Source organism: Pseudomonas fluorescens (assembly GCF_902497625.1).
Taxonomy (GTDB): Bacteria; Pseudomonadota; Gammaproteobacteria; order Pseudomonadales; family Pseudomonadaceae; genus Aquipseudomonas; species Aquipseudomonas fluorescens_BQ.
In genome coordinates this window covers 1-14,708 of the sequence record NZ_CABVGX010000025.1, presented here as the reverse complement: position 1 = coordinate 14,708, position 14,708 = coordinate 1, and the positions used below count along the sequence as shown (strand labels likewise).

General features: G+C 59.3%; 14 protein-coding genes. 5 read left to right on the top strand and 9 right to left on the bottom strand.

Annotation, left to right across the window (positions count from 1 at the left end; translation table 11 throughout):
• Positions 1-58 precede the first annotated feature (58 nt).
• The 4 genes from F8N12_RS16275 to F8N12_RS16260 form a co-directional block, all read right to left on the bottom strand.
• Entirely contained in the window at positions 59-976 is a 918-nt protein-coding gene (locus tag F8N12_RS16275) for an SdiA-regulated domain-containing protein (RefSeq protein ID WP_150581353.1), read from the bottom strand.
• Between the two features lie 117 nt (positions 977-1,093).
• Positions 1,094-2,023 carry an SdiA-regulated domain-containing protein gene (locus tag F8N12_RS16270; RefSeq protein ID WP_150581352.1) on the bottom strand — a complete coding sequence of 310 codons (930 nt, stop codon included), beginning with the start codon at positions 2,021-2,023 and terminating at the stop codon, positions 1,094-1,096.
• A gap of 248 nt (positions 2,024-2,271) precedes the next feature.
• Positions 2,272-2,937: a fumarylacetoacetate hydrolase family protein gene (locus F8N12_RS16265; protein WP_150581351.1), complete on the bottom strand. Its 666-nt coding sequence runs from the start codon at positions 2,935-2,937 to the stop codon at positions 2,272-2,274.
• A gap of 36 nt (positions 2,938-2,973) precedes the next feature.
• A complete protein-coding gene (locus F8N12_RS16260; protein ID WP_150581416.1) occupies positions 2,974-4,368 on the bottom strand; it encodes an FAD-binding oxidoreductase in 1,395 nt (464 codons plus the stop codon).
• A gap of 201 nt (positions 4,369-4,569) precedes the next feature.
• Between F8N12_RS16260 and serA the strand changes: the two genes are divergently transcribed.
• Entirely contained in the window at positions 4,570-5,799 is a 1,230-nt protein-coding gene (gene serA, locus F8N12_RS16255; protein ID WP_150581350.1) for a phosphoglycerate dehydrogenase, read from the top strand.
• Positions 5,800-5,921: 122 nt separating this feature from the next.
• Here the strand turns inward: serA and F8N12_RS16250 are convergent, their stop codons facing one another.
• Positions 5,922-6,347: a DUF4399 domain-containing protein gene (locus tag F8N12_RS16250; protein ID WP_150581349.1), complete on the bottom strand. Its 426-nt coding sequence runs from the start codon at positions 6,345-6,347 to the stop codon at positions 5,922-5,924.
• Between the two features lie 134 nt (positions 6,348-6,481).
• On the opposite strand from F8N12_RS16250, the gene F8N12_RS16245 reads away from it, so the two are divergent.
• On the top strand, positions 6,482-7,069 hold the full coding sequence (locus F8N12_RS16245) for a transporter substrate-binding domain-containing protein (protein ID WP_150581348.1): 588 nt from the start codon (positions 6,482-6,484) through the stop codon (positions 7,067-7,069).
• Between the two features lie 122 nt (positions 7,070-7,191).
• On the opposite strand, the gene F8N12_RS16240 is transcribed toward F8N12_RS16245, so the two are convergent.
• Entirely contained in the window at positions 7,192-7,677 is a 486-nt protein-coding gene (locus F8N12_RS16240; RefSeq protein WP_150581347.1) for a DUF523 domain-containing protein, read from the bottom strand.
• The gene (locus tag F8N12_RS16235) at positions 7,668-8,312 is read right to left on the bottom strand and encodes a 2OG-Fe(II) oxygenase (RefSeq protein WP_150581346.1); all 645 of its coding nucleotides are present in this window, start codon (positions 8,310-8,312) and stop codon (positions 7,668-7,670) included. Before F8N12_RS16235 ends, F8N12_RS16240 begins: the two co-directional genes overlap by 10 nt.
• Before the next feature lie 108 nt (positions 8,313-8,420).
• Here F8N12_RS16235 and F8N12_RS16230 point away from each other — a divergent pair, with 108 nt between their 5' ends.
• Positions 8,421-9,158, top strand: a complete 738-nt coding sequence (locus tag F8N12_RS16230; protein ID WP_150581345.1) for a DUF2059 domain-containing protein — start codon at positions 8,421-8,423, stop codon at positions 9,156-9,158.
• 71 nt (positions 9,159-9,229) lie between these two features.
• Here F8N12_RS16230 and F8N12_RS16225 read toward each other — a convergent pair whose 3' ends face one another.
• Positions 9,230-10,177: an alpha/beta hydrolase gene (locus tag F8N12_RS16225; RefSeq protein WP_150581344.1), complete on the bottom strand. Its 948-nt coding sequence runs from the start codon at positions 10,175-10,177 to the stop codon at positions 9,230-9,232.
• Positions 10,178-10,274: 97 nt separating this feature from the next.
• On the opposite strand from F8N12_RS16225, the gene F8N12_RS16220 reads away from it, so the two are divergent.
• Positions 10,275-10,886, top strand: a complete 612-nt coding sequence (locus F8N12_RS16220) for a DUF6436 domain-containing protein (RefSeq protein WP_150581343.1) — start codon at positions 10,275-10,277, stop codon at positions 10,884-10,886.
• 83 nt (positions 10,887-10,969) lie between these two features.
• Positions 10,970-13,381 (top strand): penicillin acylase family protein, encoded by a 2,412-nt coding sequence (locus F8N12_RS16215; protein ID WP_150581342.1) that lies wholly within the window; start codon positions 10,970-10,972, stop codon positions 13,379-13,381.
• A 146-nt stretch (positions 13,382-13,527) separates the two neighbouring features.
• Here the strand turns inward: F8N12_RS16215 and F8N12_RS16210 are convergent, their stop codons facing one another.
• The gene (locus tag F8N12_RS16210) at positions 13,528-14,493 is read right to left on the bottom strand and encodes a GlxA family transcriptional regulator (protein ID WP_150581341.1); all 966 of its coding nucleotides are present in this window, start codon (positions 14,491-14,493) and stop codon (positions 13,528-13,530) included.
• Between the last annotated feature and the right edge of the window lie 215 nt (positions 14,494-14,708).

Sequence of the window (14,708 nt, the reverse complement as noted above, 5' to 3'; positions counted from 1 at the left end):
TCGGCTGACCGACCGCCTTCGCGACAGGCTCGCTCCCACAGTTGTTTCGGGGTGTTGGTCAGGGTTGTACCGGTTTTTTGAAGACGTAGAACAGGTTCGGCTCGCTCACCAGGTACATCGTGCCGTCGTCATCCATGGCGATGCCTTCCGCTTGCGGCACAGTCTTCTGCAATCCCTGACGCCCCTTGCTCAATGACATGGTGCTCAGGGGCCGCCCGTCCACATCCAGTTCCAGAATCAGCCGCGACTCATCCGACAGCGCCAGCAAATGCCCGCTGCGCTCGTCGTATTGCAGGCTGGACAGATCGCGCACGAACATTCCGGCATCGCGCTTCGGGTTGTTCACCACGTGCACCGCGTAGGATTTTTCTGGATTGTAATGAGGAAAACCCTGAACTTCATAAATCAGCATCGGGTCGCGTTCTTTGGCGACAAACAGACGCTTGCCCACCGAATCGTACGCCAGCCCTTCAAAGCCTTTATTGCCGTTCATATGCACACCCAGCGTCATCTGCTCGGCATCGGCTGCGTCCAGGAACGTCGTTTCTTCGTCCAGATGAATCTTGATCAAGCGTTGCTGGTGTTCGTCGGTGATCACATAAGTATCGGCGCTGATGAACTCCACCGCCTCCGGATCGCCGAAACCAATTAAAGAAATACGCCGAATGATCTGGCCCTCCAGCGACAGCTCAACCAGTTCGGAGTCTTTATTGGTCACCGTAAACAGGCTCTTGCGCACAGGATCGTACGTCAGGGCAGAGACATTATCGTTGAGCCCATCGATGACCCGCGCCTCAACCGTGACCCTGTAGTGATCGAGCCCGATGGATTGGGCGCTTTCGGCTTGCCAAAGGGTGTTCACATTGAACCAGGCGCGCTCGAACAGGCGCATGAACTGGCCAATCGCAATCAGCACGATCAGAGCAAAGACCCCGAACATCATAATCAAGGGTTTGGGACGGGCAAGTCGGCGCATTCAGGGAAGCTCGGAATCAGGACGGGCGGATGAAATACCACGGCAGTCTGAATTGAAGCTTAATGGCCATTAGCCTTGGCCTACAACAAAGCGTCGTATTTCCTACAAACTAATTGATCAGTGCTGCTTTTCGAATCGATAAAACAGGTTCGGCTCACTGACGATGTACAGCGTGCCCGCCTCGTCCATGGTCACGCCCTCGGCGCGCGGGATGGTTTTTTTCAACCCGTTGAAACCGCCCAGCAAGGTCATGAAACTGACCTGCTCGCCCGTCTCGTCGAGTTCCAGCAACAGGTGTGAATCGGCAGACAGCACCAGCGTGTGACCGGTGCGCGGGTCGATGGCCAGCGCCGACAGGTTGCGGATATCCAGTTCGTCGCTGGCGAGCTTCTGCTTGTCGCCGGTGAGCGTCTGGCTGCCGTCGCTGTTCCAGGTGAACAATGCCGGCGGACGTTCTTCGCCCAGCAGGATCTGTCGACGGCCGGCGTCCCAGGCAATCGCTTCAAACGCCTTGTTCTGGTCTTCGGAAGGGCCCAGGTCGTATTTAGGGAAGCTGGCGATATTGAGCTCACGGGTATCGGCTTCAACCTTGACGATGGACAAAACATGCTCGCGCTCATCGACGATAGCCAGCAGACCATTGTCCATGACCGTCAACGCTTCCGGATTGCTCCAGCCCACCAACGGCATTTTGCGCAGCACGTCGCCCTGCAAATTCAGCTCGACCAGAAACGGATTCTTGCCCATCACCGAAAACAGGGTTTTGGATTGCGGGTTGTAGGCGATGTCGGACGCTTCGTCCTTTTCCATGCCGGGCAACGCTTTCGCATCAATCACCGCCTTGTAATCCGGCAGCCAGATGCTGTCCTTACGCTCCGCCGGGCTTTCGAAACCCTCGAGCAACCACAGCACGCCGCGGTCATCCCAATGCATCGCAAAGGCGAGGCCATAGGCGGCTGCCAGGATCAGTAAAAGCCAGACATACCAGCGCATGAAAAAGCGCGGGCGGCGAGAAGTTTCAAGCTTGGGAAAAGGCTGGGTCGGCATCGAGGGCATGTTCCAGGGATACAGGGCGAAGGTAATAGCACATAAGGAACCGGCGAAGCGGCAGGTGGCCCCGGAATTATCCAGTCAAAATGTGAAAAAAAACGGAAAAAGGCACACCTGTGCATGACCCGCGCATCATTGTGGGAGCGAGCCTGCCCGCGAACTGTCCAGCACATTCAATAAAAATGTTGAATGACTTAGCGCATTCGCGAGCAGGCTCGCTCCCACAGGGTATTGCGGTGTAGGGACTAGCGGACGCTGCTGTTGAAGCTGCTGGCGCCCGGTAATTCCAGAACCAGTTCGTCGCCGACATTCAGCGGGCCAACCCCTACCGGTGTGCCAGTGAGGATCACGTCACCCGCTTGCAGCGAGAAGCAACCGGCCATGTATTGGATCATCGGTACGATCGGGTTGAGCATGTCCTTGCTGTTGCCATCCTGGCGCACTTCGCCGTTGATGGTCAGGCGGATGCCGATGTCGGTCAGGTCGGCAAAATGGCTGCCGGAAACGAATGGGGCGATCACTGCGGCGCCGTCGAACGACTTGGCGATTTCCCACGGCAGACCTTTGGATTTCAGCTCGGCCTGCTTGTCACGCAGGGTCAGGTCCAGCGCCGGGGCAAAACCGGAAATGGCGTCGAGCACCTCTTCGCGGCTCGGCTTGGTCGACAACGGCTTGCCGACAAGCACCGCGATTTCCGCTTCGTAGTGCACTGAGCCGCGCTCGGTCGGAATGCTGAAACCACCTTCCAGCGGCACCACGCAACTGCCCGGCTTGATGAACAGCAGCGGCTCGGTAGGCACCGGATTGTCCAGCTCCTTGGCGTGTTCGGCGTAGTTGCGGCCGATGCACACCACTTTCCCCAGCGGGAAGTGAATACGGGTACCGTCGACATACTGGTGCTGATAGCTCATTGACCGACTCCTGATTCGTTGCACTTAAGTTCGAAATCAAACTGCGAAGATCTTGCCCGGATTCATGATGCCGTTCGGGTCGAACACCGCTTTGACGGCTTTCATGTACTCGATCTCAACCGGCGAGCGGCTGTAGGTCAGGTAGTCACGCTTGGTCATGCCCACGCCGTGTTCGGCGGAAATCGAACCGTTGTACTTCTCGACGGTTTCAAACACCCACTTGTTGACGGTCGCGCACTTGGCGAAGAACTCGTCCTTGCTCAGGTTTTCCGGCTTGAGGATGTTCAGGTGCAGGTTGCCATCGCCGATGTGGCCGAACCAGACAATTTCGAAGTCCGGATAGTGTTCGCCGACGATCGCGTCGATCTCCTTCAGGAACGCCGGGACTTTCGACACAGTGACCGAAATGTCGTTCTTGTAGGGCGTCCAGTGGGAAATGGTTTCGGAGATGTACTCGCGCAGCTTCCACAGGTTCTGCAGCTGGGTTTCGCTCTGGCTCATGACGCCATCCAGCACCCAGCCTTGCTCTACACAGTGCTCGAAGGTTTCCAGGGCGTGGTTGGCCACCTCTTCGGTGGTCGCTTCGAATTCCAGCAATGCATAGAACGGGCAATCGGTTTCGAACGGCAGCGGCACGTCACCACGGCCCATGACTTTGGCCAGAGCCTTGTCGGAAAAGAATTCGAAGGCGGTCAGGTCGAGTTTGCTCTGGAAGGCGTGCAGCACCGGCATGATCGCGTCGAAGTCGGCGGTGCCGAGAACCATGGCGGTGAGATTTTTCGGGGCGCGGTCGAGGCGCATGGTCGCTTCCACCACGAAGCCGAGCGTGCCTTCGGCGCCGATGAACAACTGACGCATGTCGTAGCCGGTGGCGTTCTTGATCAGGTCGCGATTGAGTTCGAGCACATCGCCCTTACCGGTGACGACTTTCATGCCGGCGACCCAGTTGCGGGTCATGCCGTAGCGAATCACCTTGATTCCGCCGGCATTGGTGCCGATATTGCCGCCGATCTGGCTGGAACCTGCCGAAGCGAAATCAACCGGGTAATACAGGCCTTTTTCTTCAGCAACGTTCTGCAGGTGTTCGGTAACCACGCCCGGCTGACAGACCGCTGTGCGATCAGTCAGGTTGACCTCGAGAATCTGGTTCATGTAGTCGAAAGACACCACCACTTCGCCATTCGCAGCGACGGCGGCGGCGGAAAGTCCGGTGCGACCGCCCGATGGCACCAGTGCAACCTTGTGTGCATTGGCCCAACGCACGATGGCCTGGACCTGTTCGGTGCTCTTGGGGAACACGATCGCAGAAGGTGCCGGGGCGAAATGCTTGGTCCAGTCCTTGCCGTAAGCATTGAGGGAGTCGGCGTCGGTCAGCACCTTGCCAGGCTCAACCAGGGTCTTCAGCTCATCAATCAGCGCAGGATCGGTCATCGACAGAACTCTCGAACAATTCATGGTCATCCTGAGAACGCTTCACGTCGCAGGAATGAGTGTTTAGCGGGGCGCCTATGCTAGCATATCGACCCCGCAGGATAGTGCCCAACGGCTGTTCTGCGGCGACGGCTTTGCCGTCCGGGTCAGCGTCTGCTGGCTATCTCCTGCCATTTTTTTCCGGGATACAGGTTTACGCAGATGAGCAAGACTTCTCTCGATAAGAGCAAGATCAAGTTCCTTCTTCTCGAAGGCGTCCACCAATCGGCTGTCGACGTCCTCAAGTCGGCGGGCTACACCAGCATCGAGTACCTCACGGGTTCTCTGCCGGAAGCCCAGCTGAAGGAAAAGATCGCTGATGCGCATTTCATCGGCATTCGCTCTCGCACGCAACTGACCGAGGAAATCTTCGATCACGCGAAGAAGCTGGTGGCGGTCGGCTGTTTCTGCATCGGCACCAACCAGGTCGACCTCAACGCAGCGCGCGAACGTGGCATTGCGGTGTTCAACGCGCCCTACTCCAACACCCGCTCCGTGGCCGAGCTGGTGCTGGCCGAGGCAATCCTGTTGCTGCGCGGCATCCCTGAGAAAAACGCATCCTGCCACCGTGGCGGCTGGATCAAGAGCGCAGCCAATTCCTTCGAAATCCGTGGCAAGAAGCTGGGTATCATCGGGTACGGCTCGATCGGTACGCAACTTTCGGTTCTCGCGGAAGGCCTGGGCATGCAGGTGTATTTCTACGACACCGTGACCAAGCTGCCCCTGGGTAACGCGACCCAGGTCAACAATCTGCACGAGTTGCTCGGCATGTCCGACATCGTCACCCTGCATGTGCCGGAAACGGCGGCCACCCAGTGGATGATCGGCGAGAAAGAAATTCGCGCGATCAAGAAGGGCGGCATCCTGATCAACGCCGCTCGCGGCACCGTGGTCGAATTGCAAGCGCTGGCGGATGCGATCAAGGACAAGCACCTGATCGGCGCCGCCATCGACGTATTCCCGGTGGAGCCACGCTCCAACGATGAAGAGTTCGAAAGCCCGCTGCGTGGCCTGGACAATGTGATCCTGACCCCGCACATCGGTGGCTCCACCGCTGAGGCGCAAGCCAACATCGGTCTGGAAGTGGCGGAAAAACTGGTCAAGTACAGCGACAACGGTACGTCGGTATCGTCGGTCAACTTCCCGGAAGTGGCCTTGCCGGCTCACCCTGGCAAGCACCGTCTGCTGCACATCCACGAAAACATTCCGGGTGTGATGAGCGAAATCAACAAGGTGTTCGCCGAAAACGGTATCAACATTTCCGGTCAGTTCCTGCAAACCAACGAAAAAGTCGGCTACGTCGTGATCGACGTCGATGCCGACTACTCGGAAATTGCCCAGGAAAAGTTGCAGCACATCAATGGCACCATTCGTTGCCGGGTGTTGTTCTAGGAGGAGCAGCTGCAAGTGGCAAGCTTCAAGCGGCAAGCTGAGTTCGCTGTTGCTTTGACTTGCCGCTTATGATTTGAAGCTTGCAGCTATAAAAACGGGAGCCCCAAAAGGGCTCCCGTTTTTTATTTCACATTGACCGTGATCTTCTCCGACACGATCGGCGGATCGAACGGCATGTGACCGGCGTCGCCCAGTTCGAGCTGCAAGGTATGCTTGCCCGGCGCCAGCTTGATGGTGGCTTCGGTTTGTGCCTTGCCGAAATGCATGTGGTTGGCATCGGTTGGAATCGGCGCGCCCGCAGGAGGCAGTTTATCGACGTCGATCAGCAGGTGATGGTGCCCGGTGTTTTTGGTAACGTCGCCCGCTGGTGCCAATGAGATGTGTTTGACGCCGAATTTGACCTTGAACTCCTGCGACACAGTAGCGCCATCTTCAGGGGAAACAATGAACGCTTCTGCCCCTTTTGGAGCGGGCGTCGCAGCGGTCGCCAACATCGAAGCACTCAGCAACAGGCCAGCGAAAGCGGCGCGTGACATAAAGGTTTTCATTTTCTTCTCCAGTTTTTCCGTAAAATCCGCTCGGTCATGACAACTTCATGACCATTCGTTGTCGAAGGCACGCATAACCATAGCAAAGCGAGCCTGACCCTGAGTCTCGCGATAATGAATTCAAAGGAGTGACCATGCGCTTTCTGCCTGGCCTGATCTGCCTGCTACCCCTTTTGAGCCCGCTGGCTCATGCCGAACTGATCGACGACGTCAACGACCGCGGCGAACTGCGCATCGCCCTTGAGGCGAATACACCGCCCTTCAATTACAAAGACGATGGCAAACTCGCAGGCTTCGAAGTCGAGCTGGGCCAGATGCTGGCCAGCGAACTGGATGTACGCGCCGACTTCGTCGTCACCGATGCCAATGATCTGCTGGCAGGCGTCGAGAGTGGCAAGTACGACGTCGCCATCAATCACATAGCACTGACCCCGGATCTCAAGGATCGTTTCGACTTCAGCGAACCCTATGCAGTAGCTGATGGGCAACTGCTCGCACAGAACGACGAGCCACCACGGCCGATGGTGTTGGTGCAATCGTTGCAGCAAGCCGCGCCGAAAGCAGCGCCTAAGGTGAGCTTGGCGATTCCTTTTCAAAAAGGTAACCCGGCGTTCCACGCCAGCCTGGAAAACGCATTGCAGCGGATCAAGGCCGATGGACGACTGGAGGCGCTGGAGCAGAAGTGGTTGAAGGCGGATTCCACCGCGAACCCGAAACCCTGATCTTCGAGTCAGCGGCTTACCCCGTGGGAGCGAGCTAGCTCGCGATGAGGCCGGCAGCCGGAAGAGATGTCGACTGACAAACCGCTATCGCGAGCAGGCTCGCTCCCACAGGGGTTGTGACTTCAGGCTTGTGCGATCAGCGCTTCGACCGCTTGTGGCAACTCCAGCTCACTGAAAACCTGCACGCCATGGCGTTTGAGCAACGCAGCCGTCACACCTTCGCCGCTGACCTTCACGCCACTGAACGTCCCGTCATAGGTAAACAAATTGCCGCAGGATGGGCTGTTGGCCTTCAACACCGCAACGCGAATACCGTGCTCGCGCACTAACGTCAGCGCTTGAAAAGCACCGCTCAGAAACTGCGTACTGACATCCTCGCCATCCGTCGTGATCACCGCAGCCCGCCCATCCAGCACTTCACTCCCCTGCCCGCCGGGAATTTCCGCCGCCGCCCGCGGTGTCGGCAAACCTCCGGCCACTTCCGGGCACAGCGGTACTACTCGACCTTCATCCAGCCACTGCTGAAGCTGATCAAACGGTCCGCTGGCCCCGCCGTCGTAGCGTACGCGGTGCCCGAGCAGACAGCGGCTTACCAGGATCATTTGCATGATAAGAACGGCTCGTTGCCGCGACGCCGAAACCAACCCGTCAGAGACAGGCGGTCGCGCGTTGCCGGCAACACTTCGTGGGGCACTTCGCCCGAGAGGAACACCACGAGGCAGCCACCGGTGGGCACCACATCGTATTCAACGTCATTCTTGAGGTACATGCGCAGCTGACCACCATGCTCCGGCAACCAGGCGTCATTGAGGTAGACCACTGCCGAAACCATGCGCCGGTCGTCGTCGCGAAAACGGTCGACGTGCTTGAGATAAAAAGCTCCGGGCGGGTACATCGCAAAATGGCTTTCGAAGTCTTCAAGGCCCAGGTACAAACCGCGATTCATCGCCTCGCGCAGGCTGTCCATCAGTTGCAGGTAGCTGTCGCAAGGCAGCGCCTGACCGGGCTCGATCCACTGAATGTGATCACCGCGAATGCCTTCGCGAATCTCCGACGACGGCCCGCGCCCCACTGCAGCCGGGGCCAGTTCACCTTCGGCAGCACGTTTGCGGCACTCGGCCGCCAGTGCTCCGGTCAGATCCAGAGGCAGGAAGATATTCTGCTGCGACCAGCCCTGTTCGGCCAGGTCGTCGACGATACGTAACAGCAGCGGGTGGTCAGAGGGTATTTGCATGGCGCGCATAGTATTCCTGTGCCCGAAAATCCGACAGAGCCGCGCAGCGCCTTGATACGAATTCTCGACAAGTCCGGATGCCACACGGAGAATAGTCGCCTGCTGACAGGAGTCCCTATGCGCCGTTTGCTTTTCTCACTGCTGATGTTCTGCGTAATGCCCGCCTGGGCAGACGGCTATGACCAGCTCTACAAGGTTGCCGGCTGGCCGGAACAACGTGCGCATTTCAACGACGCCCTCTCGGCGGCGCAGCAGCGCTATCAGAACAGCCTGCCGCCGGCGGTCTTTCAGGCCCTGGTGAACAACAGCAACAAACGCTTTGCACCACAGGCTGTGGACCTGCGTGCTGAAGCGCAACTGCGCAAGACACTCGCCGATCCGCAACCCGCCCTGGCCTTTTTTCAGTCGCCCTTGGGCAAGAAAATCGTCGCAGCCGAATTGCTCGCGACCCGGCGCGATCAACTGGCGAAAAACGCCCAGGGTCTGCCGAAGATGCAGGTCAGCGATAACCGCCAACTGATCATTGGCCACCTGGCCCAGGCATTGCCGGCGCGCGAAGCGGGTGCGGAAGTCAGCCTGGCCATCGCCGGTGTCGCGGCCGACAGCCTGAGCTCGATGATCCCCGGCCTGCTCGGTGGCGGTCAGGCGCAGGGCATGTTGAACGGGCAACGCCAGCGTTTGATGGACCAGATCGGCAGCGATGTGAATAACACGCTGCTGTACGTCTACCGCGACCTGTCGGATAACGAACTGGAAGAATTTGCGACGTTTGCCGAGTCGACTGAAGGCAAGGCGTATTACCAGGCAGCACTGGCCGCGATTCGGGCGGGCTTGGCGGTGGGGCAGAATCCTTAAGGACAACTCGGTCAACTGTGGAAGCGAGGCTTGCCCCTGGCGGCGATCCGACGAAGACGCCGGAACCGCCACTAAACACCTCGGCTATTGATCCACTTGCTCAAAAATCCGAAATACTCCCGCCGCATCGCCAACGTCTCGTTCGCCAAATGATGTCGCCCCTGCGGCAACATCAACACCTGCGGTCGATCAAACTTGGCATTCAAGACAGCCAGATTGTGCACCCAATCCACCGTCATGTCCGCCTGACCCTGCACAATCAGCGGGCTCCGGGTGCTGGCCGGTGCAGCTTCGATTCTCTTGATCCACCGCGCCAGGGCGCCAACCCACGCCGTCGGTAAACGCCGAGGCTGCAGTGGATCGGCCTGCAGGAACGGGAGAAAATCCGGATCGTTGGAGTTTTCGCTGAACCGCCGCGCGATGCCTTTGACGAAAGGCTTGAGCACGTAATAGCTGAGCTGCGACCAGCCCCATGCGCGCGGTCGCACCAGCGGCGACAAGAGGATCACCTGACCTTGGGCCGGGCTGTCCGCGCCGGCATGCAAAACGTGATCAATCACGATCGCACCACCAGTACTTTGCCCGCACAAGTGCCACGGCTTTGGCAAATCCAGCGCCTGCGCCTCGACCAACAGTCTCTGCAACGTATCCTGATACTCAGCGAAATCCTTGATGCTCGCCCGTTCACCGCTGGACAGTCCATGACCCGGCAAGTCGCAGGCAATCACCGCAAAATCCTGATCCAGCGCCCACTCGATCACGTGCCGATACAGCCCGGTGTGATCGTAGAAACCATGGAACAGCAGCAGCGTCGCCTTCACCCGTGCTGGCCACCAGACCTGGCTGACCACTTCGTAACTGCCCACCTCGAATCGCCCCAGACCACTGCGCAATTCGCGCCCCGGAAAATCCACACCGTAGAAGCGTCGATAAGCCTGCGCCTGTTCCGACAGCGGCTGCCATTCGACCAAGGGTCGCAGGCTGGCACGCAGAATATCGGGGTCGAAGTGGGCAGCCATGGATGATTCCAGAACATGAAACGGACTTTATGGGCCTGCGATATTCATCTGTTGCGGCAAGCATGGCAAGCTGGGCGATCTTCGAGGACACCCACCCATGCGCTCGCCTTACCGCACCCCACTGCTCGCCACCCTGCTCGTTCTCGTGTGTGCCGGTGTTCTGTGGGCAGCGTATGACTGGTTTCAGGGCCGTTACCTGCGCGCCTTCAGTTCGCACACGGCGGTGTTTTCCGGCGACCCCTTGCGCCTGCCCGATCAGCTCGCCGGCGCCGGCGCGATCCGCCTCGTGCATTTCTGGGATCCGGCCTGCCCGTGCAATGTCGGCAATCAACAACACCTCACCGAACTGGTCGCCCGCTACGAGCCGCAAGGCGTTGAATTTTATGCGGTGCAAAAACCCGGCAGCCACGGCCAGTTGCCGGACATTCTCGGCGATCTGAAAACCATCACGGTTTTACCCGGCGCAGAACAGATCCCCGCCAGTCCCGCCGTGGCAATCTGGGATCGCAGCGGCAAACTGGCGTATTTCGGCCCGTACAGCGAAGGGCTGACGTGCAATTCGGGTAACAGTTTTATCGAGCCAATTCTGCAGGCGCTTAACGAAGGTCGAGCCGTGAATGCCACACACACGCTAGCGGTGGGGTGTTACTGCCCGTGGCAGGCTGACACCACGAAGCATGACAAACCCGGCAATACGAATCCCTCCTAAGGGTGATGGGCCGAGCCAGCAAGCCGTGTTAAACAGTGGCGCCAGGGAACCGCTGCCCCACATAACAATAACAAGGAATTCTCATGAAGCGTCTGCTGACCGTACTTGTCCTGCTGATCGTCGTGCTGGCCGCCGGGATCGGCTGGTACGTCTACAGCAAGCAGCCGACACGCCAGGGCGTGGTCGAGTTGCAGCACCTGCAGGGCTCAGTCACCGTGCGCTACGACGAGCGTGGTGTTCCGCATATTCGCGCCGAAAACGAGCCTGATCTGTACCGCGCCCTCGGCTATGTGCACGCCCAGGATCGGCTGTTCCAGATGGAAATCCTGCGCCGCCTCGCCCGTGGCGAACTCGCCGAAGTGCTCGGCCCGAAACTGCTCGACACCGACAAGCTGATGCGCAGCCTGCGCATTCGCGAACGCGCCGAAACCTATCTGACGAACCTGGACAAGCAATCGCCAACGTTCATCGCCATGCAGGCCTACCTCGACGGCATCAACCAGTATCAGGACAGCCGCGCCAAGCCTGCCGAGTTCGATACGCTCGGCATTTCCAGGCGCCCGTTTACCGCGCAGGACACCATCAGCATCGCCGGCTACATGGCCTACAGTTTTGCTGCAGCGTTTCGCACCGAACCATTGCTGACCTACGTGCGCGATCAGCTCGGCCCCGAGTACCTGAAAGTCTTCGAACTGGATTGGCAGCCCAACGGTGCACTGGCAAAAAACCCGGGCAGCGTCGTGCCGCACCTTGCCAGTGTGGACTGGCAAGACCTTAATGCCCTCGCCCGTCTGAGCGAGCAGGTGCTGGCCGATAACGGATTGCCGCAGTTCGAAGGCAGCAACGCCTGGGTGGTTGCCGGTAGCCGCACTAAAAGTGGCAAACCGCTATTGGCCGGCGATCCGCATATTCGCTTCTCAGCGCCCTCGGTGTGGTACGAAGCGCAACTTTCGGCGCCAGGCTTTGACCTTTACGGTCACTATCAGGCGCTGATGCCGTTCGCTTCCCTCGGCTTGAACAGCCATTTCGGCTGGAGCATCACTATGTTCCAGAATGACGATCTGGATCTGATTGCCGAAAAGGTCAATCCGGACAATCCAAACCAGGTCTGGTATCGCGGCAACTGGGTGGACATGGTGACCACCGAGCAGCAGATCGCGGTCAAAGGCCAGGCACCGGTGACGCTGGTGCTGCGCCAGTCGCCGCATGGTCCGATCGTCAATGACGCACTGGGCAAGAACGCTGGCAAAACCCCGATTGCCATGTGGTGGGGCTTCCTCGAAAGCGAAAACCCGATCCTTGAAGGTTTTTATCAGCTCAACCGCGCCGACACCCTCGCCAAGGCACGCAGTGCCGCCGCCAAGGTTCAGGCGCCGGGCCTGAACATCGTCTGGGCCAACGCCAAGGGCGACATCGGCTGGTGGGCGGCGGCGCAACTGCCGAAGCGTCCGGCGGGCGTGCGGCCGTGGTTCATCCTCGATGGTGGTAGCGCTGAGGCAGACAAGGATGGTTTCTACCCGTTCAGCGCCAATCCGCAGGAAGAAAACCCGGCGCGTGGCTACATTGTCTCGGCTAACTTCCAGCCGGTGTCACCGGTGGGCATCGAGATTCCAGGCTATTACAACCTCGCCGATCGCGGGCAGCAGCTCAACCGTGAACTCAGCGACAAGAACATCAAATGGGATCTGCAAGCGAGCAAGCAGCTGCAGCTGGGCACCACCACCACGTACGGCCCACGCTTGCTCGCACCGTTGTTGCCGGTACTGCGCGAAGTGGCCAGCGATGCGGCCGAGCTGAAAATGATTGAGCAACTGGCACAGTGGAAGGGTGACTACCCGCTGGATTCCACCAGCGCCACGCTGTTCAACCAGTTGCTGTTCAACCTGGCCGACGCGACGATGCACGATGAGCTGGGTAATGACTTTTTCGAAACGCTGCTTTCGACCCGGGTGATCGATGCCGCGTTGCCACGTCTGGCCGCAGACGCCAACTCGCCGTGGTGGGATAACCGCACTACCGCTGGCAAGGAAACTCGCGCCGATACGGTCAAGCTGGCGTGGCAAGCGAGCCTTGCGCACCTTCGGACCACACTGGGAGGCGATGCTGCGCAATGGCAGTGGGGCAAGGCGCACACGCTGACGCACGGCCATCCGCTGGGTCAGCAGAAGCCGCTGGATCGCGTGTTCAACGTCGGACCATTCGCCGCGCCGGGCAGCCATGAAGTGCCGAACAACCTGTCATCGAAAATCGGTCCCGCGCCGTGGCCCGTGACTTACGGCCCCTCGACACGCCGCCTGATCGATTTCGCCGACCCGGCGCACAGCCTGACCGTCAACCCGGTTGGCCAGAGCGGCGTGCCGCTGGACAAGCATTATGAAGATCAGGCCGAGGCGTATATCGAAGGGATGTATTTCCAGGCGTATCTCAATGATGAAGAAGTCATGGCCAATACGCGCAGCACCCTGAAGCTGCTGCCGAGGCGCTCCGGGCAATAAGTGTTGTTGTCAGGGCCGCTTTCGCGAGCGAGCCCGCTCCCACAGGTGACCGAGCTGCTCAGAGAGGCTCGGTTTGATTGTGAAAGCGCGCTTGCTCCGGGCGGCGATTCGCCGAGGAGGCACTCACGGGCACTCAAAATAACCGCTTAAACCATCGCCGCAAAATTTAGCCTGAACTGCTGCGGCGTTACTCCAAGTCTGCGATTGAAGACACTGCGCATGTGCTGGGCATCGCGAAAACCGCATTGGTAGGCCACGGTCTTCAATGGCGACCGGGTGCTCTCAAGCAGCACCCGCGCCGCATCCACTCTTGCCCGCTCGACAAACTCCGCCGGGGTGATTTTCGCCTCCCTGGCAAACACCCGGGAAAAATTGCGCGCGCTCATGTTGGCCGCGTTCGCCAGGTCGGCAATCGTCAGATCGCCCGTGAGATTGGCCAGGACGTAATGCTGGACCATGGCCACCGCTGACGTCGGTTCAGCGTGGGGCGTAAGGAATGGACTGAACTGCGATTGCCCACCCGAGCGCTGCGTGAATACCACCAATCGCTTCGCCACGCTCAGCGCGACTTCCGCTCCGTGATCGCGGGCCAGCAGGTACAGTGACAAATCAATTCCCGCCGTGACCCCGGCCGAGGTGTACAGCTCGCAGTCCTGCACGTACAGCCGATCCGCTTCAACCTGCGTGCCAGGGCACAACGCCGTTAACGCCGCTGCGTCGACCCAATGAGTGGTCACCGTCCTGCCCTGCAGCAACCCGGCCCGGGCGAGCATGAAAGCGCCGTTGCAGATCGAGCCGAAACGCTGCGCCCGGGCGCAAGCCTCGCGTAGCCAGGCATCGAAGGCTGCTCCGAAGTCCATGAAAGGCAGCTGCGGACCACCCGCTACCAGCAACAAGTCATACGCCTCGAGCGCCTCGCTGAAATGCCGATGGGCGTTAAGTGACAAACCGTTGGAACAGGCCATGGCTCCGCGCTCGACGCCGATCACTTCCAGCCGATAGTGATCCTGCGGGGCAAGGAAGCGATTGGCTTCGGAAAACACATCCATGGGACCGGTGACGTCCAGCGACTGGACGCCTGCGAAGACAACGATGGCGATGGTTTTAGTCATGCTACGAAAGGTCTCATGGTTTCAGGCTTACCTGTGGCAAGGTTTTTTTGTGCCGAGGGGCCCTTTGTGGCAGTGGCGCTCTCTGGGGCAATGCGGCTCTTTGTGGCAATGGCGCTCTCTGTAGCAATGGGCCTCTCTGTGGCAATGGCGCTCTCTGTAGCAATGGGCCTCTCTGTGGCAATGGCGCTCCCTGTAGCAATGGGCCTCTCTGTGGC